We start from the raw sequence: 24,882 nt of genomic DNA on the forward strand, positions 1-24,882 counted from the left end.
GCTTACTTTTTCAGGTCTTCAGCACCTTGCAGCGGCTCATCGCCCAGCAGCAAGTCCTTGTCATGGCTGACTTGTTCTTCTTCGAACATGCGCCAGGTCTTGTCGTCCTGCACGCCCAGCAGTTCGACGAAGCGGCGGCCTTCGACCTGGTCGCTCATCTGGCCAATGTAGCGGCCCTGTTCGGTTTCGCTGCGGGCCAGGGTGATCTTGCGATCCTTCTCCGGCTGGGTCGGCGAGATCAGGTTCAGCTCAAGCGTCTTGGGCTGGCTGTTGCCGCTCAGGCGCAGATCGACTTCACCGGTCAGCTCATCCAGATGGACACTGGCACGCAATTGCAGAGTCTGGGCCCGCAACTCACGGTCCAGGGAGCGGTTGATGCCTTTGCCGGCCTCGTAGTAGTTGTCGTTGACCAGGTTGTCCGGGTTCTTGACCGCGATGGTCACCATGGACAGGGTCAGGGTCACCGAACAGGCGAGAATCCCGATGATGATCCACGGCCAAAGATGCTTGTACCAAGGGCTTGCGGCAGTTGCTGCGGGCATGATCACTTCTCTCAACGAATTTGTGGGCCGATGAATCGGCTCTTGGCTTCAACGTGGACGCTGTCGTCATCGGCATCCTTGAGGGTGAATTTCACCTCATTGGTGCTCGATGGCAATTGCTCCGGCGCGCTGGACAGCTCCACCGGCTGGCTGAAAATTTCCCCGGCGGCGACTTTGATCTCGCGCTTGCCTTGCAGCTTGAGGTCCGGCAGGCCGCTGGCTTCCAGCACATAGGTGTGGTCGCGCTGGTCTTTGTTCATGATCTTCAGGCTGTAGACGTTTTCGATCCGGCCTTCGGCGTTCTCGCGGTACAGCACGCGGTCCTTGCTGACGTCGAACCCCACCAGCGACCGCATGAAGAACGCGGTCGCCAGCAGACCGATCATGGTCAGCAGTACCAGTGCATAGCCGATCAGGCGCGGGCGCAGTTTATGGGTTTTCTGCCCGGACAGGTTGTGCTCGGTGGTGTAGCTGATCAGGCCGCGCGGGTAGTCCATCTTGTCCATGATGCTGTCGCAGGCATCGATGCATGCGGCACAACCGATGCACTCGATTTGCAGGCCGTCGCGGATGTCGATGCCGGTCGGGCAGACCTGCACGCACATGGTGCAGTCGATGCAATCGCCCAGGCCCTGGGCCTTGTAGTCCACGCCTTTCTTGCGCGGACCACGGGATTCGCCACGACGCGGGTCGTAGGAAACGATCAGGGTGTCCTTGTCGAACATCACGCTCTGGAAGCGCGCGTACGGGCACATGTAGATGCACACCTGCTCGCGCAACCAGCCGGCGTTGCCGTAAGTGGCGAGGGTGAAAAAGCCGACCCAAAAGTACGACCAGCCATCGGCCTCGCCGGTGAAGAAGTCGATGGTCAGCTCGCGGATGGGCGAGAAGTAGCCGACAAAGGTCATGCCGGTGACGAAGCCGATCAACAGCCACAGGCTGTGTTTGCTGAACTTGCGCAGGAATTTGTTGGCGCTCATCGGCGTCTTGTCGAGCTTGATTCGCTGGTTGCGGTCGCCTTCGGTGACCTTCTCGCACCACATGAAGATCCAGGTCCAGACGCTTTGCGGGCAGGTATAGCCGCACCAGACGCGCCCGGCATACACGGTAATGAAGAACAGGCCGAAGGCGCTGATGATCAGCAGGCCTGAGAGCAGGATGAAGTCCTGGGGCCAGAAGGTCGCGCCAAAGATGAAGAATTTACGTTCCGGCAGGTTCCACCAGACAGCCTGGTGCCCCCCCCAGTTCAGCCACACCGTGCCGAAATACAGCAGAAACAAACCGGCCCCGCCCATCATCCGCAGGTTGCGGAACAGGCCGGTGAAGGCGCGGGTGTAGATCTTTTCTCGAGAGGCGTAGAGGTCGACGCTGTTGTTCGCGTTTTTGGCAGGGGTAACGTCGTGTACCGGAATCTGATTGCTCATCATTGCATCCCACGGCAGTGGAAAAATGCCCCGATCAGTACATGCCGACCGCGGTCAAAAAGAGGTGTTGCAGTGGCGCAATGATACGCCTGTAGCTCTAGCTCAAGGGTGCGACCTTTGGTCGCGTTGGGGGAAATCAATTGATGGTGTAATGACTTGAATCAATTGACTTGTGAATTATGGACGGTTTTGCCGGTTTCGGTGATCAATCGTCTTCGTGCGGGCAGGGAGACCATCGCTACCCGTCGACGCCACTTTGAGGGCGTCATTGCGATTCAGGTTTTTTGGCTTGATATCCTGTCTGCTCACAACGATCCCCTCCTAAGACGAAAGCCAAGGCTTATTAGTTGAAGTAAGTGTGATTGAAATAATTAAACTTGAAGTCATGTTTGTGGATTTTATTTTTCTGGAATAAGTTGCCTGAGACATACAGCTACTGAACAGTTGTATGCACCTCTACTGTTAAAGGAAATGGAGTTCCATGAGTATCAAGAAAGGCACTAGGTTTTTGGCGGGTCTGTGGTTGTTATCGATGGCTTCGCTTGCGTATTCGAATGAAGGTATGCCTCGTCATATGGTCTTTGCATCTGACCCTCAATATCCCTGGACGGATAAGACTGATCGGCGTGAAGAAGAACCGGATGCGGAGTTCGAACAACGCGCGAAGTTTTTGGTAGAGAGCCAGTTTGCGAGCATCGCGGACTTCAGGAGCAAGGTGGGTGGCCAGTCGCAAGTACCACTGATGATTAATGGCGACATGACTGCGTTTGGTCATGCCTGGCAACGCTCGTATATCAATTCGACCCTGAAGAAATACTTCAAGACGGATTTCCTGTACGGGTTGGGTAATCACGATTATGCAAACAACGTCGATGATTGCTTCAGCAATAATTGTGCGGCAGGCAGTATTGTTGAATATAAAGAGCATCACGCTGATAAGGTTGACGACTTCGACGTGAAGATCTCGGGTGGGTTTCTTAATAAGTTGTATTCGGGCAGCCTGGCGTACTCAAAAAATATAGGAGAGGTTCATCTGGTACAGCTCAATAACGAACCTACTTATCAGGTAAACATTTCTCATGCCTTGAATCCGACAACGTTCAACATCACCCATGCTCTGGATTGGCTAGAGAATGATCTGAAGATCGCTCGAACTCAGGGCTACGCCATCATTATCAATATGCATAAGCCTGACGATTGGATGGGAAGCTGGGATCAGATAAAACGCTTCAGGGAAATGATCGCCAAATATGAGGTGACTGCCATATTTGCCGGTCATTTACATACCGACGGTGGCGATGTCTCTTACCTGGGCAATGTGCCGATGTTTCTCAGCGGCAGCGCTTCTCAGGAGACCTACCTGACCGCCAGTTTTTCCGAGGATCGCAAGCAGTTGCACGTCAGTCTGGTAGAGAAGAACCAATGGCAAAACCGTCAGCTAGTGGAGACGGTTCCGGTGAAATCGATTTTTGCTCGCCGCCCATAAAAAAAGGCCCCGCCGGTTAATGGCGGGGCCTTTTTTAACTTCAAGCGTTTGCCTTACTGGGCATCCGCCGCCGGAGCCTTCTCACCGTGAGACAGGCTGTAGACGTAAGCGGCCAGCAGGTGAACCTTGTCGTTGCCTTGCAGCTGTTCTTGCGCAGGCATCTGGCCCTGACGGCCGTAACGGATGGTCTGCTGCAGTTGCGCGAAGCTCGAGCCGTAGATGAACGCGGCCGGGTGCGTCAGGTTAGGCGCGCCCATGGCTGGCGTACCTTTACCTTCCGGACCGTGGCACACCGCACAGTTGGCGGCGAACAGTTTCTGCCCGGCAACCGGGTCGGATTTGGTGCCTTCCGGCATCTTGCGGCCATCGAGGTTGGTCAACACGTAGCCGGCAACGTCGGCAACGCCTTGTTCGCCGATCACTTCAGCCCACGCCGGCATGACCGCATGACGGCCACCCATGATGGTGGTCTTGATGGTTTCCGGCTCGCCGCCCCAGCGCCAGTCGGCGTCGGTCAGGTTCGGGAAGCCATAAGCGCCCTTGGCGTCGGAACCGTGGCACACCGAGCAGTTGGAGGCGAACAAGCGGCCACCCATCTTCAGGGCTTGCGGGTCCTTGGCGACTTCTTCGATCGGCATGGAAGCGAACTTGGCGAAAATCGGACCGAACCTGGCGTCCGACTTGGCCATTTCCTTTTCCCACTCGTGAACGCCGGTCCAGCCGGTCTGGCCGTTGGCAAACGCAGTCTGCTTATCGTTATCGAGGTAGTTATAGCCCGGCAGCAGGCCTTTCCAGTTACCCAGGCCTGGATACAGAACCAGGTAGCCGAGGGCGAAAATGATGGTGCCCACGAACAGCATGAACCACCATTTCGGCAGTGGGTTGTCGTACTCCTCGATCCCGTCGAAGGAGTGGCCAACAGTCTCTTCGGTGGCCTCGCTGCGCTGGCCCTTGCGGGTGGACAGCAGCAGCCAGGTCAGGGCGAAGATGGTGCCCAGACTGAGGACTGTGACGTACAGACTCCAGAACGTAGTCATTCTTTGTTACTCCTAGAAGCTTGCTCGACGTGCTTGATGGCTTCGGGATCATCCGCGAAAGGCAGCAAGGTCGCGTCTTCAAACTCCGACTTGCGCTTGGGGCTGAACACCCACAACGCCAGACCGATAAAGGCCACCATCACAACAACGGTGCCCAGGCCACGAATCATCCCGATATCCATCTAAATCACCGTTTGCTTTTGATGATGGTGCCCAGGCCTTGCAGATAGGCCACCAGCGCGTCCATTTCGGTTTTGCCCTTCACAGCATCCTTGGCACCGGCGATGTCTTCGTCGGTGTAAGGGACGCCGAGCGTGCGCAAGACTTCCATTTTCTTGGCGGTGTCTTTGCCGTCGAGCTTGTTTTCCACGAGAAACGGGTAGGCCGGCATTTTCGACTCCGGCACCACGTTGCGCGGGTTGTACAAGTGCGCACGCTGCCAGTCATCGGAGTAACGACCACCGACACGGGCCAGGTCCGGACCGGTACGCTTGGAACCCCACAGGAACGGGTGGTCCCAGACGCTTTCACCGGCGACCGAGTAGTGGCCGTAACGTTCGGTTTCAGCACGGAACGGGCGGATCATCTGCGAGTGGCAGCCGACACAACCGTTGGCGATGTAAATGTCGCGGCCTTCCAGTTCAAGGGCGGTACGAGGCTTCATGCCTTCGACCGGCTTGTTGGTGACGTCCTGGAAAAACAGCGGAACGATCTGGGTCAGGCCGCCGATGCTGACGGCGATGACCATGAAGAAGGCCAGCAGGCCAATGTTCTTCTCGACTGCTTCATGCTTCATCAGTGAGCTCCAACTACAGCAATCTGAGCAGCGGCTTCGGCTTCAGCCGGGTTCGAGGCACGTACGGTACGGAATACGTTGTAGGCCATGAACAGCATGCCGCTGGCGAAGAACGCACCGCCCAGGGCGCGAACGATGAAACCAGGGTGGCTGGCTTGCAGCGCTTCGACGAACGAGTAGGTGAGGGTGCCGTCGTCGTTGATTGCACGCCACATCAGGCCCTGGGTGATGCCGTTGACCCACATCGAAGCGATGTACAGAACGGTACCGATGGTCGCGAGCCAGAAGTGCGTGTTGATCAGGCCGATGCTGTGCATCTGCGTGCGACCGAACAGTTTCGGGATCATGTGGTAGATGGCGCCGATCGAGATCATTGCTACCCAGCCCAGCGCGCCGGCGTGTACGTGGCCGATGGTCCAGTCGGTGTAGTGCGAGAGCGAGTTGACGGTCTTGATCGCCATCATCGGGCCTTCGAACGTCGACATGCCGTAGAACGCCAGCGAGACCACGAGGAAGCGCAGGATCGGGTCGGTGCGCAGCTTATGCCAGGCGCCCGACAGGGTCATCATGCCGTTGATCATGCCGCCCCAGCTTGGCGCGAGCAGGATGATCGACATCGCCATGCCCAGGGATTGAGCCCAGTCCGGCAGTGCGGTGTAGTGCAAGTGGTGCGGACCGGCCCAGATGTACAGGGTGATCAGCGCCCAGAAGTGCACGATGGACAAGCGATAGGAGTAGATCGGACGCTCGGCCTGTTTCGGCACGAAGTAGTACATCATCCCCAGGAAGCCAGTGGTCAGGAAGAAACCTACTGCGTTGTGGCCGTACCACCACTGGATCATTGCGTCCGTCGCACCCGAGTAGGCCGAGTAGGACTTGAACAGGCTGACCGGCAGCGACATGTGGTTGACGATGTGCAGCATGGCGGTCACGACGATGAACGCGCCGTAGAACCAGTTACCCACATAGATGTGCTTGGTCTTGCGCTTGACGATGGTGCCGAAGAACACCAGGCCGTAAACGACCCAGACGACAGCCAGCAGAATAGCCAGTGGCCATTCCAGTTCGGCGTATTCCTTGGTGGTGGTGTAACCGAGCGGCAAGGTGACGATGGCGCCGATGATCACCGCTTGCCAACCCCAGAAGTGGAAGGCCGCGAGGCTGTCGGAAATCAGTCGCGTTTGGCAGGTTCGCTGCACGACGTAATAAGAAGTGGCAAACAGTGCACAACCACCGAAGGCGAAAATCACCAGGTTGGTGTGCAACGGGCGTAAGCGTCCAAAAGTCGTCCACGGCAGACCGAAGTTCAATTCCGGCCATACGAGCTGTGAGGCGATGAAGACACCAAGCCCCATGCCAAGGATCCCCCAGACCACCGTCATGATGGCGAACTGGCGGACTACCTTATAGTTATAAGCAGTCGGACTGATTGCTGTGCTCATTCTAAGGTTCCACGGTTTGGGTGTTTTATTAGGATAAAAATCGGCCGCAAGTATGTAGAAAGCAGGGGGGCATTGCAACGCACCATGACCTGGGTCAATGCTTTCAGAAGCTGATTCTGCGGCCTTTCCATGCGCCGCGTAAGGACAAAATCGGCCCCGGACAAAATGTCGCAGCAGACGAAAAAGGCGAGGGGTTCAGGTCAGTTGTAACGGGGTGTGTTGAAACACAACGAGAAGGTGACCGATGGCATTTGGCACGACAGCCGGTAACTACCAGCCTTTGCGGCCTGTCATCGAGCAGATTCGTCGAACACATCGGCTAATGTCGACCTGGAACCGGTACTTTGCCAGTCCGCATCGAGCAAGCGTAGACCCGAATTCGGGGAACCGAAAGGGAGACTAATTGAGGGTGCGACAAAAAGAAGCAGCATAGATGCAGCTGCAAGTCGCAAGCTGCAAGCTTCAAGCTAGAGCTCGTCGCCTGCAGCTTTTGCTTTTGCCTTTACTTGCCGCTTGTAGCTTGCAATTTGCCGCTCAACTGCTCTTCACCCTTCGAAAGGCTGTAGACGTATGCGGCGAGCAGTTGCACCTTGTCGTTGCCGAGCAGTTCATTCTGCGCCGGCATATGGCCCTGGCGGCCATGACGAATGGTTTGTTGCAGTTGCGCCAGGCTTGAACCGTAGATGAATCCGGCCGGGTGCGTCAGGTTCGGCGCGCCCATGGCTTCAGTGCCCTGGCCGTTTGCCCCATGACAGGCTACGCAGGTGGTGCTGAACAGTTGCTGACCCGCTTGTACATCGGCGTTGCTGTCGGCGGGCAACGGCAGGCCGGCCAGTTCGTGACGCACATACGCTGCGACATTTTTCACGCCAGCGTCACCGAGGATTTCGCCCCAGGCCGGCATCGCCGCCATCCGACCGCCCATGATCGTGGTTTTGATCATGTCGGCATCGCCACCCCAGCGCCAATTACTGTCGGCCAGGTTGGGGAAGCCAAAGGCGCCCTTGGCGTCCGAGCCGTGGCACACCGCGCAGTTGGAGGCAAACAGACGACCGCCCATTTTCAGCGCTTGCGGGTCTTTCGCCACTTCTTCCACCGGCATGGCGGCGAATTTGGCGAAGATCGGTCCGAACCTGGCGTCAGCCTTGTTCATCTCCTTTTCCCACTCGTGAACGCCGGTCCAACCGTCTTCATAGCCCGGCAGGACGCCTTTCCAGTTGCCCAGGCCCGGGTAAAGGACCAAATAACCGACGGCGAACACCAACGTGCCGGCGAACAGCATGAACCACCACTGCGGCAGCGGGTTGTCGTACTCCTCGATGCCGTCGAAGCTGTGGCCCATGGTCTGGTCGACGCTACCCTTGGTCTCGCCCTTGCGGGTGCCGATCAACAGCCAGGTCAGGCCGATCAGGCTGCCGATGGTCAGTACGCAGATCCACGTACTCCAGAAGGTGGTCATGGCCGGGTACTCCTTGTTTCAGGTTCTTGGGTGTTGGCGTTGTCGGGGAGCGGCTCGTCGGCGAACGGCAGCAAACGTGCTTCGGCGAATTCCTTGCTGCGCTTGCTGTTGAACACCCACAACGCCAGGCCGACGAAGGCCACAAACACCACGACCGTGCCCAGGCCGCGGATCATTCCACTGCTCATCACGCTGACTATTTCAAAGGGAATGGCCATGGCTCACCTCTTGCTCTTGATGGCAGTGCCGAGCACTTGCAGGTAGGCGACCAGAGCGTCCATTTCGGTCTTGCCCTTGAGCGATTCCGTGGCACCGGCGATGTCGCCGTCGGTGTACGGCACGCCGAGGGTGCGCATGGCCTTGATCTTGGTTTCGGTGTGGCTGCTGTCGAGCTGATTGGCCACCAGCCATGGGTAGCCGGGCATTTTCGATTCCGGTACCACGTTGCGCGGGTTGTACAAATGCGCGCGGTGCCAGTCTTCCGAGTAACGACCGCCAACCCGTGCCAGGTCCGGCCCGGTACGCTTGGAGCCCCACAGGAACGGGTGATCCCAGACGCTTTCGCCGGCCACCGAGTAGTGCCCGTAGCGTTCGGTTTCGGCGCGGAACGGCCGGATCATCTGCGAGTGGCAACCGACGCAGCCTTCGCGGATGTAAATGTCGCGACCTTCCAGTTGCAGCGCGGTGTAGGGCTTCATGCCTTCCACCGGTTTATTGGTCACGTCCTGGAAGAACAGCGGGACGATCTGGGTCAGACCGCCGATGCTCACGGCCAGGACCATCAGCAACAGCAGCAGGCCGACGTTTTTCTCGATTGTTTCGTGTTTCATGGCGGACTCCTCAGGCCATCTGCGCGGCAGCGGCGGCTTCGGCAGGCTGCGAGGCCCGCACGGTGCGCCAGGTGTTGTAGGCCATCAGCAACATGCCGCTGAAGAAGATCGCACCGCCTACCAACCGCACGACGAAGCCTGGGTGGCTGGCCACCAGGGTTTCGACGAAGGAGTAGGTCAGCGTGCCGTCTTCGTTGACAGCGCGCCACATGAGGCCCTGGGCGATGCCGTTGACCCACATCGAGGCGATGTAGAGCACGGTGCCGATGGTCGCGAGCCAGAAGTGCGCGTTGATCAGGCCGATGCTGTGCATCTGCGTGCGACCGAAGATTTTCGGGATCATGTGGTACAGCGCGCCGATGGAAATCATCGCCACCCAACCGAGTGCCCCGGCGTGTACGTGGCCGATGGTCCAGTCGGTGTAGTGAGAGAGGGCGTTTACAGTCTTGATCGCCATCATCGGCCCTTCGAAGGTCGACATGCCGTAGAACGCCAGCGAGACCACGAGGAAGCGCAGGATCGGGTCGCTGCGCAACTTATGCCAGGCGCCCGAGAGCGTCATCATGCCGTTGATCATCCCGCCCCAGCTCGGCGCCAGCAGGATCAGCGACATCACCATGCCCAGCGACTGTGCCCAGTCCGGCAAAGCGGTGTAGTGCAAGTGGTGCGGACCGGCCCAGATGTACAGGGTGATCAGCGCCCAGAAGTGCACGATGGACAAGCGATAGGAATACACCGGACGCTCGGCCTGTTTCGGCACGAAGTAATACATCATCCCGAGGAAGCCGGCCGTCAGGAAGAAACCCACCGCGTTGTGCCCGTACCACCACTGCACCATGGCGTCGGTTGCGCCGCCGTACAGCGAGTAGGACTTGGTCCAGCTGACCGGGATTTCCAGGTTGTTGACGATGTGCAGGATCGCCACGGTGACGATGAACGCACCGAAGAACCAGTTGCCGACGTAGATGTGCTTAGTCTTGCGCTTGGCCAGTGTGCCGAAGAACACGATGGCGTAGGCGACCCAGACGATGGTGATCAGGATGTCGATCGGCCATTCCAGCTCGGCGTATTCCTTGGAACTGGTGTAGCCCAGCGGCAGGCTGACGGCCGCCAGGACAATCACCAGTTGCCAGCCCCAGAAACAGAACTGGGCGATTCTTGGTGCAAACAGTTGGGTCTGGCAGGTGCGTTGCACCGAATAGAACGAACTGGCGAACAGGGCGCAACCGCCGAAGGCGAAGATCACCGCGTTGGTGTGCAGCGGGCGCAAACGGCCGAAGCTGGTCCACGGCAAATTGAAGTTGAGTTCGGGCCAGACCAATTGAGCCGCGAGAAAAACCCCGAGCCCCATGCCGACGATGCCCCACACCACCGTCATAATGGCGAATTGGCGGACCACCTTGTAGTTGTAGGCGGTACTGATAGAAGTGTTCATGGTTCCCCATCCACGGTTCAGCCGAAGTGAAGGCCTGTCTTTGCGAGTAAGCCGCAAGGCAATGACGCTTCCTTCGCCTGGAGTTATAGGCAGACTAAAAGCGAGGCAAGCATGGACAAAGAGCACAAGGCCAGTATTGACGGGGATCAATGGAGCCGGTGCGTGGCCGAACATGGCTGGTTGTGGGACGCCGCCTCGGGGCCGTCATCGACCACGCTGATCCTGGCTCACGGAGCCGGTGCGCCGATGGACAGCGGTTGGATGAACGACATGGCTGCGCGCGTTGCTGCATCTGGGGTCAACGTGTTGCGCTTCGAGTTTCCCTACATGGCGCAACGACGCATCGACGGCGGTAAACGCCCTCCGAATCCGGCGCCGAAACTGCTGGAATGCTGGCGTGAGGTGTATGCCGTGGTGCGACGCCATGTCACTGGGCGTTTGGCCATTGGCGGCAAGTCCATGGGCGGGCGGATGGCGAGTTTGCTGGCGGATGAATTGGGCGCGGATGTGCTGGTGTGCCTGGGGTATCCGTTTTACGCGGTAGGTAAACCGGAGAAGCCGCGGGTCGAGCATTTGGCTGGGTTGAAGACCCGGACCTTGATTGTTCAGGGTGAGCGGGATGCGTTGGGTAATCGTGAGGCGGTCGAGGGTTATACGTTGGCGCCTAGCATCGAGCTGTTCTGGCTGGTGGCGGGGGATCATGATTTGAAGCCGTTGAAGGCGTCGGGGTTTACCCATGAGCAGCATTTGGCGGCTGCGGCGGGAAAGGTTGCTGATTTCCTTCGCTAAGTGATCGTTCCCACGCTCCGCGTGGGAATGCAGCCCGGGACGCTCCGCGTCCCAACAGCGGACGCAGAGCGTCCATTGAGGCGTTCCCACGCAGAGCGTGGGAACGATCATCATTCGGGTTTTGTTTTAACCAACCACAATCAGCGGTTAAACCGCTCCACCAGCGAATACTGGGTACTGGCCGTCTTCGTCAGCTCTTCACTCAACAACGCCGAGTGTTGCGCCTGTTCCGACGTCTGGTCCGCCAGTTGCGAGATGTTGCTGATGTTGCGGCTGATCTCTTCGGCCACTGAGCTTTGCTCTTCGGTCGCGGCAGCGATCTGCGTGGTCATGTCGGTGATGTGCGCCACCGCTTCGCTGATGCCGATCAGTGCCTGGTCGGCTTCCAATACCCGCGCCACACCTTCTTCGGCCTGGCGATGCCCGGCGTCCATGGTTTGTACGGCGGTGTTGGCGGTTTGTTGCAGCTTGGCGATCAAGGCATGGATCTGCCCGGTGGACTCGCTGGTGCGTTGCGCCAGTTGACGTACTTCGTCGGCGACGACCGCAAAGCCACGACCCATTTCCCCGGCGCGAGCCGCTTCGATGGCGGCGTTCAGTGCCAGCAGGTTGGTTTGGTCGGCGATGCCTTTGATCACATCGACCACACCACCGATTTCGTCGCTGTCCTTGGCCAGTTGGGTCACGGTCAGGCCGGTTTCACCCACCACTACCGACAGGCGTTGAATGGCTTCGCGGGTTTCGCCGGCAATATCGCGGCCGCGACTGGTCAGGCGATTGGCTTCCTGAGTGGCGTCGGCGGTGCGTTGCACGTGGCTGGCGACTTCCTGGGTGGTGGCAGCCATCTGATTGACGGCGGTGGCCACTTGCTCGGTTTCGACGCGCTGACGTTCCAGGCCGTTGGAGCTGTTGTGGGCCAGGGTGTCGGACTGCTTCGCTTGTTCGGTCAGGTGCTCGGCGGTGTCCTGCAGACGGGTCAGGCAGGTTTTCAAACGCGCTTCCTGGCTGAGGATCGACATTTCGAGACGCGCCTGGGCGCCACGGCTGTCGGTGTACATCTGCGCGATCAGCGGGTCGGACGTGGTTTGCCCGGCCAGGACCAGCAGGCGCTTGAGGCCGCGCTGTTGCCAGCTCAAACCCATCAGGCCCAGCGGCACCGACAAACCGGCGGCCAAGGCAAAACCCCACTGGGAGGTGAGCGAGGCACCGATCATGAAGCTGATCTGGCTGATCAGAATGAACGGCACCCAGTCCTGCAGGACCGGCAGCCATTTGTCTGATGAAGGAATCGCCGACTTGCCCTGGTTAATACGCTGGTAGAGCGCTTCGGCTCGGCGGATCTGTTCGGCGGTGGGTTTGATCCGCACCGACTCGTAACCGACCACCTGATTGCCTTCGAAAACCGGTGTGACATAGGCGTTAACCCAGTAGTGGTCACCGGTCTTGCAGCGATTCTTGACAATGCCCATCCATGGCAAGCCTTGTTTCAAAGTACCCCACATGTGCGCGAATACCGCCGCCGGGACGTCAGGGTGACGAACCAGGTTGTGCGGCGCACGGATCAGCTCTTCACGGGAAAACCCACTGATTTCGACAAAAGCATCGTTGCAGTAAGTGATCACGCCTTTGGCGTCGGTTGTGGAAATCAACCGTTGCTGAGCCGGGAAGGTCCGTTCGCGTTGTGTAGTGGGTTGGTTGTTACGCATGGCTTTTTCAATCCGTGAGGCTTTGAGAGGTTGTCGGCGTGGTCAGGGATTTATTGAAATTAATTTTCAATAATCAGCGGCGTGTCGCAAAACGACCGTTGCGTCATCCAGCGAGCATCGGGTAGGTGAACAGGCCGAAATGCAGCAGGTTCAAGCCGAAATGGGTGGCGATGGCCGCACCCAACCCGCCAAATCGGTAGGCCAGACCATAGCCGACACCCGCCAGACCCGCCAGTAACACCCATTGCCAGCCTGCGCCCACATGCGCCAAGCCGAACAGCAGCGAAGCGAGCAGCAGCGCGAGGTTTTCGCCATAGGGCAGGTTTTTGAAACGCCGGCTCAGGCCGCCCTGGATGTAGCCGCGAAACAGCGCTTCTTCTACCAGCGTCACCAGTAGCAGATTGTTCAAGACCCAGAGCCAGGCTTGGTCCGGCCATTTCGGTGCCCAACTGATCACGCCCAGCAATAAGGCACCACCGAGGGCAAGCACGACACTCAGGGTCAAGGCGAGGGCGGTGGCGTAGATCGACAGCCGCAACGAGCGCCGGCCGACAATCCATGGGCAGACCAGCAACAACCAGAAACCAATCAGCGGTTTGTCTTGGTTCAAATACATGGAAAACGGCACGGCATCGTCGGTGAACCGCTGCGGGTCGATGCCGCGACCATTGTAGAAACCGGGCAGCCAATGCATCGCCAACGCCAAGGCCAGGACGATGAACAAACCGTGGCCGATGTACCGGCCAGCCTGGATCTTTTGCTGGCGTACGGCGAAACCGGCGAACAGCAGCAATGCGACGGAGATTGCGGCCAGCCAGCCGAGTTGGCCGTAGATCAGCGCGATGGCATAGCCGATGGAGAGGAGTGCCAGGTAGAGCCATGGCAGAGCGAGCATGAGAAGTCCTTCTTGAACAATGGTGCTTATGTAGCCGCCAGGATCGCAGCCTGCGACAGCTCCTACAGGAGAATGCATTCCAGGGTAGGAACTGCCGAAGACTGTGATCTTTTCTGGGCCGCGGCGATTATAAGGATGTAAGCCGCACAAACAAAAACACCGCCCGAAGGCGGTGTCTGTGTCAGCAGTGGTGCTTATGAGGCAATCAACTGCCGCAACACGTAATGCAAAATCCCCCCAGCCTTGAAGTACTCCACTTCATTCAACGTATCGATCCGGCACAACACCTCGACCTTCTCGCTGCTACCGTCTTCACGGGTGATGATCAGCGTCAGGTTCATGCGCGGCGTCACTTCAACGCCGGTCAGACCCAGAATATCCACGGTCTCCTTACCGGTCAGGTTCAGGCTCTTGCGGTTCTGATCCAGCTTGAACTGCAGCGGCAGCACGCCCATGCCCACCAGGTTGGAACGGTGAATCCGCTCGAAGCTTTCGGCGATGACCGCTTTTACCCCCAGTAGATTGGTGCCCTTGGCCGCCCAGTCGCGGCTCGACCCGGTGCCGTATTCTTGCCCGGCAATCACCACCAGCGGCGTGCCCGACGCTTGATAGCGCATGGCGGCGTCGTAGATTGGCAGGCGCTCGCCGGTCGGAATGTAGATCGTGTTGCCACCTTCTTCGCCGCCGAGCATTTCATTGCGGATACGAATGTTGGCGAAGGTGCCGCGCATCATCACTTCATGATTGCCGCGACGGGAGCCGTAGGAGTTGAAGTCCCGCGGTTCCACGCCTTTCTCGCGCAAGTAATGGCCGGCCGGGCTGTCGGCTTTGATATTGCCGGCGGGGGAGATGTGGTCGGTGGTCACCGAATCGCCGAGCAGCGCCAGCACGTTGGCTTTCTTCACGTCCCGGATTACCGGCGGCGGCCCGCCGATGTCATCGAAGAACGGTGGATGCTGGATGTACGTCGAATCCTCCTGCCACACATAGGTCGCCGCTTGTGGCACTTCAATCGCCTGCCACTGCTCGTCACCGGCAAACACTTCGGCGTATTCCTTGTGGAACATGGCGGTGTTGACCTGATTCACCGCGTCGGCAATCTCCTTGGTGCTCGGCCAGATGTCGCGCAGATAAACCGGGTTGCCGTTCTGGTCATTGCCCAGCGGTTCACTGCTGATGTCGATCCGCACCGTGCCGGCCAGCGCATAAGCGACGACCAAGGGAGGGGAGGCCAGCCAGTTGGTTTTCACCAGCGGATGCACCCGGCCTTCAAAGTTGCGGTTACCGGACAGCACCGAGGCCACGGCCAGATCGGCCTTTTGAATGGCTTTCTCGATCGGTTCCGGCAACGGCCCGGAGTTGCCGATGCACGTGGTGCAGCCATAACCGACCAGGGCAAAACCCAGTTCATCGAGGTATTGGGTCAGTCCGGCGGCCTTGTAGTAATCGGTCACCACTTTCGAACCCGGCGCCAGCGAACTCTTGACCCACGGTTTGCGTTTCAGGCCTTTCTCGATGGCTTTCTTCGCCACCAATCCGGCCGCCATCATCACACTCGGGTTGGAGGTGTTGGTGCAGGAGGTAATCGCGGCGATCACCACCGCACCGTTCTTCAGGCGATAGGTATGGCCTTCAGACTCGTAGTCCGCCTCGCCGATCAGGTCGGCATTACCCACCGCGACGCCACCACCGCCTTCACTTTCCAGGCGACCTTCTTCCTTGCTGGTGGGTTTGATTTGCAGGCCGAGAAAATCGCTGAAGGCCTGGGCGACATTCGGCAGCGAGACGCGATCCTGCGGGCGTTTCGGCCCGGCGAGGCTGGCTTCGACGCTGGCCATGTCCAGTTCCAGGCTGTCGGTGAAGATCGGTTCCTTGCCCGGCAGGCGCCACAGGCCCTGAGCCTTGGTGTAGGCCTCGACCAGTTTGACCACTTCGGGTGGGCGACCGGACAGGCGCAGGTAGTCCAGCGTCACGTCGTCCACCGGGAAGAACCCGCACGTCGCGCCGTATTCCGGGGCCATGTTGGCGATGGTTGCGCGGTCGGCCAGCGGCAGATCGGCGAGGCCGTCGCCGTAGAACTCGACGAACTTGCCGACTACGCCTTTCTTGCGCAGCATCTGCGTGACGGTCAGCACCAGGTCGGTGGCGGTGATGCCTTCCTTGAGCTTGCCGATGAGTTTGAAGCCGATCACTTCTGGAATCAGCATCGACACCGGTTGGCCGAGCATCGCTGCTTCCGCTTCGATCCCGCCGACGCCCCAGCCGAGCACGCCGAGGCCGTTGATCATGGTGGTGTGGGAGTCGGTGCCGACCAGCGTGTCGGGGAAGGCGTAAGTGCGGCCATCCTCATCCTTGGTCCAGACCGTGCGCCCGAGGTATTCCAGGTTCACCTGGTGACAGATCCCGGTACCCGGCGGCACCACGCTGAAGTTGTCGAAGGCACTCTGGCCCCAGCGCAGGAACGCGTAACGCTCACCGTTGCGCTGCATTTCAATGTCGACGTTCTGTTCGAAGGCGCTGGAACTGGCGAATTTGTCGACCATCACCGAGTGGTCAATCACCAGATCCACCGGGGACAGCGGATTGATCCGCTGCGGATCGCCGCCAGCCTTGGCCATGGCGGCGCGCATGGCGGCCAGGTCGACCACCGCAGGGACGCCGGTGAAGTCCTGCATTAATACCCGGGCGGGGCGGTATTGGATTTCGCGGTCGGAGCGGCGCTCCTTGAGCCACGCGGCAATCGCCCTGAGGTCGGCGCCGGTGACGGTTTTTTCATCTTCCCAGCGCAGCAGGTTTTCCAGCAGCACTTTCAACGACATCGGCAGCTTGTCGAGATCACCGAGGCTCTTGGCAGCGTCGGGCAGACTGAAATAGTGGTAAGTCTTGTCGTCGATTTGTAAGGTTTTAAGGGTTTTCAGGCTATCGAGGGACGGCATTTGAAATAACTCCTTTGGGTCCGCACGGCTACGGACTGACGGGACAAACAGAGCCTTTAACCTAGCCCTGTTTTAAGTAGCTGGCTAATTACTGGACTCTATCGACAAGTCCAAGGTTCCGAACTCGGCTATCATGCGCCGGTTTTCGTGACAGGCTTTGCTTCAACGCAAGCCTGGGCATCGCGCAGTGGTTGAATTTCTCGCCATCTGCCCAGGAGTAAGAATGAACACCCTCTTTATGCATTGCCGGCCGGGCTTCGAAGGCGAAGTCTGTTCCGAGATTTCCGAACACGCCGCACGGCTGAACGTGGCCGGTTATGCCAAGGCCAAGACCGCCAGTGCCTGCGCCGAATTCATCTGCACCGAAGAAGACGGCGCTCAGCGCCTGATGCGCGGCCAGCGTTTCGCCGATCTGATCTTCCCGCGGCAATGGGCGCGCGGGATTTTCATCGACCTGCCGGAAACCGACCGTATTAGCGTGATCCTCGCGCACATCGTCGACTTCCCGGTGTGCGGCAGCCTGTGGCTGGAAATGGTCGACACCAACGATGGCAAGGAACTGTCGAACTTCTGCAAGAAATTCGAAGGTCACCTGCGCAAGGCGCTGATGGCCGCCGGCAAACTGGTGGAAGACGCCAGCAAGCCGCGTCTGCTGCTGACCTTCAAAAGCGGTCGTGAAGTGTTTGTCGGCCTGGCCGAGTCGAACAACTCGGCAATGTGGCCGATGGGCATTCCACGCTTGAAGTTCCCGCGTGACGCGCCAAGCCGTTCGACCCTGAAGCTGGAAGAGGCCTGGCACCACTTTATCCCGCGGGATCAATGGGACGAGCGCCTGCACAGCGACATGACCGGGGTTGACCTCGGTGCCGCGCCGGGCGGCTGGACCTGGCAACTGGTCAACCGTGGCATGCTGGTGACCGCCATCGACAACGGCCCGATGGCCGAAAGCCTGATGGACACCGGCCTGGTGCAGCACTTAATGGCCGACGGTTTCACCTTCAAGCCGCGCCAGCCGGTGGACTGGATGGTCTGCGACATCGTCGAGAAACCGGCGCGCAACGCGGCAATGCTGGAAGAATGGATTGGCGAAGGGCATTGTCGCGAAGCGGTGGTCAACCTCAAGCTGCCGATGAAACAGCGTTACGCGGAAGTGAAGCGCCTGTTGGAACGCATCGCCGAGGGCTTCAAGGAACGTGGGATCAAGGTCGAGATCGGCTGCAAACAGCTGTACCACGACCGTGAAGAAGTGACCTGCCATTTGCGCCGGATTGATGTGAAGAAGACCAAGTCCCGCTGAGTTTGCACGCTGATCGTTCCCACGCTCTGCGTGGGAATGCCGCCGGGGACGCTCCGCGTTCCGCCTTTGGATGTGACGCGGAGCGCCACGGGATGCATTCCCACGCAGAGCGTGGGAACGATCAGATCAGGCGATCAGCCGTAGATGACCGAACACCCGGCAATGCGCGACAATGCCGGCCAGTTTCAGGAGTGAATCATGAGTGAAATGATTGATACGCCGGTAGACGGCACCCTCGACGCCACCGGCCTCAACTGCCCGGAGCCGGTGATGATGCTGCACCAGCACATCCGTGACCTGGCGCCCGGTGGCTTGCTGAAGGTGATCGCCACCGATCCGTCGACCCGTCGCGATATCCCCAAGTTTTGCGTGTTCCTCGACCACGAACTGGTCGCGCAGCACGAAGAGGCAGGCACCTACCTCTACTGGATCCGCAAGAAACTCGCTTAACCCGCCGACTTGCTGATGCGGATCCGCTTGCGCGCACTGCGCGCCAGGCGGATCGACAGCATCAGCGCCGCGCAACTCAAGCCCACGATCAAACCCTGCCACAGCCCGCTCGGGCCGCTTGGCGCGCCCAGCCAATCGGTCAGGCCCAGGGCGTAGCCCACCGGCAAACCAATCCCCCAGTACGCGAACAACGTCAGGATCATCGTCACACGCGTGTCCTGATAACCACGCAGTGCGCCGGCCGCGGTAACCTGGATCGCATCGGAAAACTGAAACAGCGCCGAGTACACGATCAGCATCGCCGCCACGTGAATCACCGTCGGATCAGTCGTGTAGATCGTGGCAATGTGTTCGCGCAGCAGCAACATCATGCTCGCCGACAGGCAGGCATAGGCCAGCGCGCTGCCCATGCCGACACCAGCGGCGAAGCGCGCTTCGCGGGGTTCATTGCGGCCGAGGGCTTGGCCGACGCGCACGGTGACGGCCATGCCCAGCGAATAAGGAATCATGAACACCAGGGAGCTGACGTTCAGCGCGATCTGGTGGCCGGCGACGACGGTCGCGCCCAAGCTGCCGATCAGCAGCGCAATCACCGCGAAAATGCTCGATTCGGCAAACACCGCGATGCCGATCGGCAGGCCGATGCCCAGCAGGCGTTTGATCACCGCCCATTGCGGCCAGTCGAAACGGCTGAACAGTTCGCTTTTCTTGTAGGCGGGAGCCCAGTGGGTATAGGCCACCATGCCGAGGGCCATGAACCACATGACAATCCCCGTCGCCCAGCCGCAGCCGGCACCGCCCATGGCAGGTACACCGAAGTGACCATAAATGAAGACGTAATTGAGCGGGATGTTCAGCGCCAGCGCGCACAAACCGAGGATCATCGCCGGGCGCGTGCGGCCCATGCCGTCACTGAAGCAGCGCAACACATGATAGAACGCGACCGCTGGCAAACCGGCGGCAATGCCGTGCAGGTATTGCATGCACGGGCCGATCAGTTCCGGATCGACTTTCATCAGGTGCAGGATCGGTTCGGCAGCGATGAGCATGGCGGTCGCCATCAGGCCCACCACCAGCGCCAGCCATAGTGCCTGACGCACGATCGGGCCGATTTCGCTATGAGTGCCGGCGCCGAAGCGCTGGGCGACTTTCGGTGTAGTCGCCAGCAGCGTGCCGGTCATCAACAGGAACACCGGCACCCAGATCGAGTTGCCCAGCGCTACGGCAGCAAGATCTCGCGACCCGACCCGGCCGGCCATCACCGCATCGACGAAGCCCATGGCGGTGGTCGCCAGTTGCGCGATCATGATTGGCAGCGCCAGGGCGAACAGGTTCTTCAGCTCCAGACGAATCCGGGCCGGGCGGGTGAGGGCGGTTGCAGCGGGGTGATCAGTTACGGAATTCAAGGGCGAAGCGTCCAGGGATATTTGATGCGCAAGGGCGGCGCATTCTACCCGTTGACGCAGTAGTCAGGAAAAGAGCTGTGTTGGGGATTTGTAATCCTTGTGACCCTGCATCCCCCTGTAGGAGCTGCCGAAGGCTGCGATCTTTTGATCTTGCTCTTAAAAACAAGATCAAAAGATCGCAGCCTCGTTTCACTCGACAGCTCCTACACAGCTTCTATGCAGGACGGGATCGGCGCTAGGCGTTAAAGGTCATCTACAACTACACTGCCGATCCGCCAAAGGAGCCTCGCCATGCTGATTGTTGCCGACGAAAATATCCCGCTGCTTGATGCGTTCTTCGAAGGTTTCGGCGAAATCCGCCGGGTGCCGGGGCGTTCCATTGATCGCGCCACCGTCGAACAGGCCGACGTGCTGCTGGTGCGCTCGGTGACCAACGTCAATCGCTCCTTGCTCGAAGGCAGCAACGTGAAGTTTGTCGGCACTTGCACCATCGGCACCGATCACCTGGATCTGGATTACTTTCAGCAAGCTGGCATCACCTGGTCCAGCGCACCCGGCTGTAACGCCCGGGGCGTAGTCGACTATGTGCTCGGCAGCCTGCTGACCCTGGCCGAAATCGAAGGCGCCGACCTGACTCAACGCACCTATGGCGTGGTCGGTGCCGGTGAAGTGGGCGGGCGCTTGGTCAAGGTCCTGCAAGGCCTGGGCTGGAACGTGCTGGTCTGCGATCCGCCACGGCAAGCGGCTGAAGGCGGCGATTATGTCAGCCTCGAGCAAATCATCGAACAGTGCGACGTCATCAGCCTGCACACCCCGTTGAAGAAGCACGGCGCGCAATCGACCTGGCATCTGTTCGACAAACCCCGGTTGAATCGACTCAAGCCCGGCACCTGGTTGATCAACGCCAGCCGTGGCCCGGTGGTGGATAACGCCGCCCTGCGTCAGGTGTTGTTGCAGCGAGAAGACCTGCAAGCGGTGCTGGACGTCTGGGAAGGCGAACCCGAGGTCGATGTGGCACTGGCTGACCTCTGCGTGCTGGCGACGCCGCACATCGCCGGTTACAGCCTCGACGGCAAGCAGCGCGGCACCGCGCAGATCTATCAGGCGTATTGCGACTTTCTTGGTCAGCCGGCTCAGGTCAGCCTGAGCGATTTGCTGCCAGCGCCGTGGTTGTCGCAAGTGACCCTGCACGCCGACAGCGATCCAGCCTGGGCGCTGGCGATGGTATGCCGCGGCGTGTACGACCCGCGCCGCGACGATGCAGATTTTCGCCGCAGCCTTGTAGGCAATGTGAACGAGCAGCGTGCGGCGTTTGATGCGTTGCGTAAGCACTATCCGTCGCGGCGGGAGATTGATGGGCTGCAGGTGCGGTTCGAGGGGGATTCGCCGGTGTTGCGTCAGATCGTAGCGGCGTTGGGCGCCACCTCAATTTAAGACCCTAATCCGCTACAAAAGCCTCACAAACATGCACCCACAAAAAACCCGGCCAACCTGGGCCGGGTCAAGAAGACGGTGGCTATATCACTTTTGTTCGGCAGGCTTGACCAATCGCTGTTCCAGTTCACGGCACGCGTCCTGGATCATGTCTTCAGTGATCGGTACTTCGTGCCCGTCCTTATCGATAATCGAGCAACCCAGAGACTGGTCGGGCTGTGTGCGGATCACTTGAATCTTGTCTTCGCTGCTGTTTTGCAAGGACATGGCCTGTCTCCTCATCAGGTTGTGTGCTTACTCTAGAACCGCCAGGTGACCGGGCTGTGACAACTCCCTACGGTCTCTCGAGGCCGGCAATATCAGTCCACCAGAAATACCGCGACCTTGCCACCCAGACGTTAGACCAATAGCGTCTAGGCGCTAGGCTTGGCGGACATAATTAACCTGACTCATTGTGATTTACAGAGTTCCACCCCATTGAGTGTGTAGGCGGGCCCTATCAATCGCTTGGGCTGCGAACCTGGATGAACCCGATGCTCTCTTCCCGTCACCGTCGTGCCCTGCGCCTGACCAGTCATTTTCTTGCGCCATATCGCTGGCCGGCCTTTGGCGCCTTGCTCGCGCTGATCGTCACGGCGGGCATCACCTTGTCCATGGGCCAGGGCATTCGCCTGTTGGTGGATCAGGGTTTCATGACGCAGTCGGCGCACCTGCTCAACCAGACCATTGGTTTGTTCATGTTGCTGGTGCTCGGTCTGGCTGTTGGCACTTTCGCGCGTTTTTACCTGGTGTCGTGGATCGGCGAGCGGGTCGTCGCCGATATACGTCGCCAGGTATTCAACCACCTGGTTTACCTGCATCCGGGGTTCTACGAAGACAATCGCAGCTCCGAGATCCAGTCGCGACTGACCGCCGATACCACGCTGCTGCAATCGGTGATCGGCTCGTCGTTATCGCTGTTTTTGCGCAATCTGCTGATGGTGATCGGCGGGATCGTGCTGCTGTTTATCACCAACCCCAAGCTCACCAGCATCGTGGTGATTGCCTTGCCCTTGGTGGTCGCGCCGATCCTGATCTTCGGGCGCCGGGTGCGCAGCCTGTCGCGCCTGAGCCAGGACCGGATTGCCGACATCGGCAGCTACGTCTCCGAAACTCTCGGCCAGATCAAAACCGTGCAGGCCTACAACCATCAAGTCCAGGACGAGCGACGTTTTGCCGTGACTGTGGAGGAGGCGTTCAACACCGCGCGCAAGCGTATCTTCCAGCGGGCCTGGTTGATTACGCTGGTGATCGTGCTGGTGCTGGGGGCGGTCGGGGTGATGCTGTGGGTTGGCGGCATGGACGTGATTGCCGGGCGGATTTCCGCGGGTGAACTGGCGGCGTTTGTCTTCTACAGCCTGATTGTTGGCAGCGCCTTCGGCACCTTGAGTGAAGTGATCGGCGAGTTGCAGCGAGCGGCCGGTGCGGCGGAGCGGATTGCCGAATTGCTGCGCTCGGAAAACATCATCCAGCCACCGACCACAGGGCTGGTGACCTTGCCCGAGCGGGTGAAGGGGAATCTTGAGTTGCAGGATGTGCGTTTTTCCTACCCGTCGCGTCCCGAAAGCTTTGCCGTCAATGGCTTGAATCTGACGATCAACGCAGGCGAAACCCTCGCGCTGGTCGGACCGTCCGGCGCAGGCAAATCCACGGTGTATGACTTGCTGCTGCGGTTTTACGACCCCGCCGAAGGACGCATCCTGCTTGACGGCGTGCCACTGACGCAGCTTGATCCGTTGGACTTGCGCCGCTGCTTCGCCCTGGTGTCGCAAAACCCGGCGCTGTTCTTTGGCAGCATCGAGGAGAACATCCGCTACGGCAATCCGACCGCGACCCTGGCCCAGGTCCAGGACGCGGCAAAAATCGCCTACGCCCACGACTTCATCGAACAAATGCCCAACGGCTACCAGACACACCTCGGCGACGGCGGCCTCGGTTTGTCCGGCGGCCAACGCCAACGCCTGGCCATCGCCCGGGCGCTGCTGGTGGACGCACCGATCCTGCTGCTGGACGAAGCCACCAGCGCCCTCGACGCCCAAAGCGAACACCTGATCCAGCAAGCCCTGCCCAGCCTGATGAAAAACCGCACCACCCTGGTCATCGCCCATCGCCTGGCCACGGTGAAAAACGCAGATCGGATTGCGGTCATGGATCAAGGAAAGCTGGTGGCGGTGGGGACGCACCAGGAGTTGGTGGCAAGTAATGCGTTGTATGCGCGGTTGGCGGCGTTGCAGTTTAGTGATGGTAAGACCGAGTACGACATGCACCCGTAGGAGCTCTGTAGGAGCTGTCGAGTGAAACGAGGCTGCGATCTTTTGACATTCAATGAGGGCTGTCGGGGTCCGTTTGTTCGGGCATCATGTCGCCTTGATCGAGCTGCCCGGATGAGGATATGAGTCGCTACCAACCACCGTTGACCCTGACCACGAGAATACTGGCGCTGATCGCTGAGATCAGCGAGCAGATCGGTCAGCTATCGGCTGTAGGGGATAGTCGGCAGACGCCTCAACTGCGCCGGGGTAACCGTATTCGCACGATTCAGGCTTCGTTGGCGATCGAGAACAATACCCTCAGCATTGAGCAGGTAACGGCTGTTCTGGCAGGGCAGCGAGTACTGGGTTTGCCACGGGAAATCCAGGAAGTACGCAACGCTTTTACAACCTACGAGTCCATGCCTGACTGGCAGCCGGGCAGCCGAGCTGATTTGCTCCGGGCTCATGAATTGCTTATGCACGGACTGATTGATGATTGCGGCCGGTTTCGTCAGGCGGGTGTAGGCATTTGCCGGGGCGAACAACTGGTGCATATGGCTCCGCCACCGAGTCGCGTCGGATACTTGATGGATGACTTGCTGAATTGGCTGAATGCCTCTGACTGGCATCCGTTGATCATCAGTTGCGTGTTTCATTACGAATTCGAATTCATCCATCCCTTTGCCGATGGCAATGGGCGGATGGGTCGTCTCTGGCAGGCATTGATACTCAGTCAGTGGCGTCCTGTGTTGGCTTATCTGCCGGTCGAAGCGGTGATTCGTGAGCAGCAAGATGCGTATTACGCGGCATTGTCGGCTGCTGACCAGTTGGCCGAGTCGACACCTTTTGTTGAATTCATGCTCCAGGCATTGAGTCTCGCGCTGGCGGAAGCAGCTCGGAGCGAACCGCTGACCGACCAAGTAACCGACCAAGTAGCGAAACTGCTTCTGGCGCTCCAGGCCGCTCGTTCACTCAAGGTCAATGAGTTGATGGTTGAGGTCGGTTTGGCCCATAAGGCAACCTTTCGGGCCAACTATCTCAAGCCAGCATTAGCCGCCGGTTTGATCGAAATGACTGATCCCGACTCACCTAGGAGTCCGGCTCAACGATATCGTTTGACTGAGCCCGGCAAAGCATTGGTACGGGCTGGATCGTCGTAGGAGCTATGTAGGAGCTGTGTAGGAGCTGTCGAGTGAAACGAGGCTGCGATCTTTTGATCTTGCTTTA

General features: G+C 59.3%; 22 protein-coding genes. 7 read left to right on the forward strand and 15 right to left on the reverse strand.

Annotated features, from left to right (window positions below; translation table 11 throughout):
* Positions 1 to 2 precede the first annotated feature (2 nt).
* Positions 3 to 542, reverse strand: coding sequence for a FixH family protein (locus ACA071_RS09620; protein ID WP_497644101.1), 540 nt, complete (start codon positions 540 to 542; stop codon positions 3 to 5).
* An 11-nt stretch (positions 543 to 553) separates the two neighbouring features.
* The gene (gene ccoG / locus ACA071_RS09625; RefSeq protein WP_497644102.1) at positions 554 to 1,966 is read right to left on the reverse strand and encodes a cytochrome c oxidase accessory protein CcoG; all 1,413 of its coding nucleotides are present in this window, start codon (positions 1,964 to 1,966) and stop codon (positions 554 to 556) included.
* A gap of 481 nt (positions 1,967 to 2,447) precedes the next feature.
* Here ccoG and ACA071_RS09630 point away from each other — a divergent pair, with 481 nt between their 5' ends.
* The gene (locus tag ACA071_RS09630; protein WP_497644103.1) at positions 2,448 to 3,452 is read left to right on the forward strand and encodes a metallophosphoesterase family protein; all 1,005 of its coding nucleotides are present in this window, start codon (positions 2,448 to 2,450) and stop codon (positions 3,450 to 3,452) included.
* Between the two features lie 53 nt (positions 3,453 to 3,505).
* Here ACA071_RS09630 and ccoP (ACA071_RS09635) read toward each other — a convergent pair whose 3' ends face one another.
* The 8 genes from ccoP (ACA071_RS09635) to ccoN (ACA071_RS09670) form a co-directional block, all read right to left on the reverse strand.
* Positions 3,506 to 4,489, reverse strand: a complete 984-nt coding sequence (gene ccoP, locus ACA071_RS09635; RefSeq protein ID WP_497644104.1) for a cytochrome-c oxidase, cbb3-type subunit III — start codon at positions 4,487 to 4,489, stop codon at positions 3,506 to 3,508.
* Positions 4,486 to 4,671: a CcoQ/FixQ family Cbb3-type cytochrome c oxidase assembly chaperone gene (locus ACA071_RS09640; protein WP_003175465.1), complete on the reverse strand. Its 186-nt coding sequence runs from the start codon at positions 4,669 to 4,671 to the stop codon at positions 4,486 to 4,488. The genes ccoP (ACA071_RS09635) and ACA071_RS09640 overlap by 4 nt, the downstream gene beginning before the upstream one ends.
* 5 nt (positions 4,672 to 4,676) lie before the next feature.
* A complete protein-coding gene (gene ccoO / locus ACA071_RS09645; protein ID WP_018925301.1) occupies positions 4,677 to 5,285 on the reverse strand; it encodes a cytochrome-c oxidase, cbb3-type subunit II in 609 nt (202 codons plus the stop codon).
* Positions 5,285 to 6,727 (reverse strand): cytochrome-c oxidase, cbb3-type subunit I, encoded by a 1,443-nt coding sequence (gene ccoN, locus ACA071_RS09650; RefSeq protein WP_497644105.1) that lies wholly within the window; start codon positions 6,725 to 6,727, stop codon positions 5,285 to 5,287. Before ccoN (ACA071_RS09650) ends, ccoO (ACA071_RS09645) begins: the two co-directional genes overlap by 1 nt.
* Before the next feature lie 502 nt (positions 6,728 to 7,229).
* Positions 7,230 to 8,186, reverse strand: coding sequence for a cytochrome-c oxidase, cbb3-type subunit III (ccoP, locus tag ACA071_RS09655; protein WP_497644106.1), 957 nt, complete (start codon positions 8,184 to 8,186; stop codon positions 7,230 to 7,232).
* Positions 8,183 to 8,404 (reverse strand): cbb3-type cytochrome oxidase subunit 3, encoded by a 222-nt coding sequence (locus ACA071_RS09660; protein WP_497644107.1) that lies wholly within the window; start codon positions 8,402 to 8,404, stop codon positions 8,183 to 8,185. Before ACA071_RS09660 ends, ccoP (ACA071_RS09655) begins: the two co-directional genes overlap by 4 nt.
* Positions 8,405 to 8,407: 3 nt before the next feature.
* A complete protein-coding gene (gene ccoO, locus ACA071_RS09665; RefSeq protein ID WP_497644108.1) occupies positions 8,408 to 9,016 on the reverse strand; it encodes a cytochrome-c oxidase, cbb3-type subunit II in 609 nt (202 codons plus the stop codon).
* Between the two features lie 10 nt (positions 9,017 to 9,026).
* Entirely contained in the window at positions 9,027 to 10,451 is a 1,425-nt protein-coding gene (gene ccoN, locus ACA071_RS09670; protein ID WP_497644109.1) for a cytochrome-c oxidase, cbb3-type subunit I, read from the reverse strand.
* A 111-nt stretch (positions 10,452 to 10,562) separates the two neighbouring features.
* On the opposite strand from ccoN (ACA071_RS09670), the gene ACA071_RS09675 reads away from it, so the two are divergent.
* Positions 10,563 to 11,240: an alpha/beta family hydrolase gene (locus ACA071_RS09675; RefSeq protein WP_497644110.1), complete on the forward strand. Its 678-nt coding sequence runs from the start codon at positions 10,563 to 10,565 to the stop codon at positions 11,238 to 11,240.
* Positions 11,241 to 11,380: 140 nt separating this feature from the next.
* Here the strand turns inward: ACA071_RS09675 and ACA071_RS09680 are convergent, their stop codons facing one another.
* The 3 genes from ACA071_RS09680 to acnA form a co-directional block, all read right to left on the reverse strand.
* A complete protein-coding gene (locus ACA071_RS09680; protein ID WP_497644111.1) occupies positions 11,381 to 12,946 on the reverse strand; it encodes a methyl-accepting chemotaxis protein in 1,566 nt (521 codons plus the stop codon).
* A gap of 103 nt (positions 12,947 to 13,049) precedes the next feature.
* The gene (locus tag ACA071_RS09685; RefSeq protein ID WP_497644112.1) at positions 13,050 to 13,841 is read right to left on the reverse strand and encodes a CPBP family glutamic-type intramembrane protease; all 792 of its coding nucleotides are present in this window, start codon (positions 13,839 to 13,841) and stop codon (positions 13,050 to 13,052) included.
* A gap of 194 nt (positions 13,842 to 14,035) precedes the next feature.
* The gene (gene acnA, locus ACA071_RS09690) at positions 14,036 to 16,777 is read right to left on the reverse strand and encodes an aconitate hydratase AcnA (RefSeq protein WP_497644113.1); all 2,742 of its coding nucleotides are present in this window, start codon (positions 16,775 to 16,777) and stop codon (positions 14,036 to 14,038) included.
* A gap of 223 nt (positions 16,778 to 17,000) precedes the next feature.
* On the opposite strand from acnA, the gene rlmM reads away from it, so the two are divergent.
* Both rlmM and tusA read left to right on the forward strand, forming a co-directional pair.
* Positions 17,001 to 18,074 carry a 23S rRNA (cytidine(2498)-2'-O)-methyltransferase RlmM gene (rlmM, locus tag ACA071_RS09695; RefSeq protein WP_497644114.1) on the forward strand — a complete coding sequence of 358 codons (1,074 nt, stop codon included), beginning with the start codon at positions 17,001 to 17,003 and terminating at the stop codon, positions 18,072 to 18,074.
* Positions 18,075 to 18,272: 198 nt separating this feature from the next.
* Positions 18,273 to 18,524, forward strand: coding sequence for a sulfurtransferase TusA (gene tusA, locus ACA071_RS09700; protein WP_095052036.1), 252 nt, complete (start codon positions 18,273 to 18,275; stop codon positions 18,522 to 18,524).
* Here the strand turns inward: tusA and ACA071_RS09705 are convergent.
* Positions 18,521 to 19,930, reverse strand: coding sequence for an MATE family efflux transporter (locus tag ACA071_RS09705; protein WP_497644115.1), 1,410 nt, complete (start codon positions 19,928 to 19,930; stop codon positions 18,521 to 18,523). The genes tusA and ACA071_RS09705 overlap by 4 nt on opposite strands.
* Before the next feature lie 291 nt (positions 19,931 to 20,221).
* On the opposite strand from ACA071_RS09705, the gene pdxB reads away from it, so the two are divergent.
* Positions 20,222 to 21,364, forward strand: a complete 1,143-nt coding sequence (gene pdxB, locus ACA071_RS09710) for a 4-phosphoerythronate dehydrogenase PdxB (protein WP_497644116.1) — start codon at positions 20,222 to 20,224, stop codon at positions 21,362 to 21,364.
* Between the two features lie 87 nt (positions 21,365 to 21,451).
* Here the strand turns inward: pdxB and ACA071_RS09715 are convergent, their stop codons facing one another.
* A complete protein-coding gene (locus tag ACA071_RS09715) occupies positions 21,452 to 21,631 on the reverse strand; it encodes a PA1571 family protein (RefSeq protein WP_497644117.1) in 180 nt (59 codons plus the stop codon).
* Between the two features lie 257 nt (positions 21,632 to 21,888).
* On the opposite strand from ACA071_RS09715, the gene ACA071_RS09720 reads away from it, so the two are divergent.
* The gene (locus ACA071_RS09720; RefSeq protein WP_497644118.1) at positions 21,889 to 23,676 is read left to right on the forward strand and encodes an ABC transporter transmembrane domain-containing protein; all 1,788 of its coding nucleotides are present in this window, start codon (positions 21,889 to 21,891) and stop codon (positions 23,674 to 23,676) included.
* 119 nt (positions 23,677 to 23,795) lie between these two features.
* On the forward strand, positions 23,796 to 24,815 hold the full coding sequence (locus ACA071_RS09725; RefSeq protein WP_497644119.1) for a Fic family protein: 1,020 nt from the start codon (positions 23,796 to 23,798) through the stop codon (positions 24,813 to 24,815).
* Positions 24,816 to 24,882: the final 67 nt, after the last annotated feature.

The organism is Pseudomonas sp. LBUM1646 (assembly GCF_059716165.1).

Coding starts and splice junctions, on each gene's coding strand:
- ACA071_RS09725 (WP_497644119.1), top strand. CDS start 23,796: ATGAGTCGCTACCAACCACCGTTGACCCTGACCACGAGAATACTGGCG.
- pdxB (WP_497644116.1), top strand. CDS start 20,222: ATGCTGATTGTTGCCGACGAAAATATCCCGCTGCTTGATGCGTTCTTC.
- ccoG (WP_497644102.1), bottom strand. CDS start 1,966: ATGAGCAATCAGATTCCGGTACACGACGTTACCCCTGCCAAAAACGCG.
- ACA071_RS09660 (WP_497644107.1), bottom strand. CDS start 8,404: ATGGCCATTCCCTTTGAAATAGTCAGCGTGATGAGCAGTGGAATGATC.
- rlmM (WP_497644114.1), top strand. CDS start 17,001: ATGAACACCCTCTTTATGCATTGCCGGCCGGGCTTCGAAGGCGAAGTC.
- tusA (WP_095052036.1), top strand. CDS start 18,273: ATGAGTGAAATGATTGATACGCCGGTAGACGGCACCCTCGACGCCACC.
- ccoP (WP_497644104.1), bottom strand. CDS start 4,489: ATGACTACGTTCTGGAGTCTGTACGTCACAGTCCTCAGTCTGGGCACC.
- ccoO (WP_497644108.1), bottom strand. CDS start 9,016: ATGAAACACGAAACAATCGAGAAAAACGTCGGCCTGCTGCTGTTGCTG.
- ccoP (WP_497644106.1), bottom strand. CDS start 8,186: ATGACCACCTTCTGGAGTACGTGGATCTGCGTACTGACCATCGGCAGC.
- ACA071_RS09715 (WP_497644117.1), bottom strand. CDS start 21,631: ATGTCCTTGCAAAACAGCAGCGAAGACAAGATTCAAGTGATCCGCACA.
- acnA (WP_497644113.1), bottom strand. CDS start 16,777: ATGCCGTCCCTCGATAGCCTGAAAACCCTTAAAACCTTACAAATCGAC.
- ACA071_RS09640 (WP_003175465.1), bottom strand. CDS start 4,671: ATGGATATCGGGATGATTCGTGGCCTGGGCACCGTTGTTGTGATGGTG.
- ccoN (WP_497644105.1), bottom strand. CDS start 6,727: ATGAGCACAGCAATCAGTCCGACTGCTTATAACTATAAGGTAGTCCGC.
- ccoO (WP_018925301.1), bottom strand. CDS start 5,285: ATGAAGCATGAAGCAGTCGAGAAGAACATTGGCCTGCTGGCCTTCTTC.
- ACA071_RS09630 (WP_497644103.1), top strand. CDS start 2,448: ATGAGTATCAAGAAAGGCACTAGGTTTTTGGCGGGTCTGTGGTTGTTA.
- ACA071_RS09620 (WP_497644101.1), bottom strand. CDS start 542: ATGCCCGCAGCAACTGCCGCAAGCCCTTGGTACAAGCATCTTTGGCCG.
- ACA071_RS09680 (WP_497644111.1), bottom strand. CDS start 12,946: ATGCGTAACAACCAACCCACTACACAACGCGAACGGACCTTCCCGGCT.
- ccoN (WP_497644109.1), bottom strand. CDS start 10,451: ATGAACACTTCTATCAGTACCGCCTACAACTACAAGGTGGTCCGCCAA.
- ACA071_RS09720 (WP_497644118.1), top strand. CDS start 21,889: ATGAACCCGATGCTCTCTTCCCGTCACCGTCGTGCCCTGCGCCTGACC.
- ACA071_RS09685 (WP_497644112.1), bottom strand. CDS start 13,841: ATGCTCGCTCTGCCATGGCTCTACCTGGCACTCCTCTCCATCGGCTAT.
- ACA071_RS09675 (WP_497644110.1), top strand. CDS start 10,563: ATGGACAAAGAGCACAAGGCCAGTATTGACGGGGATCAATGGAGCCGG.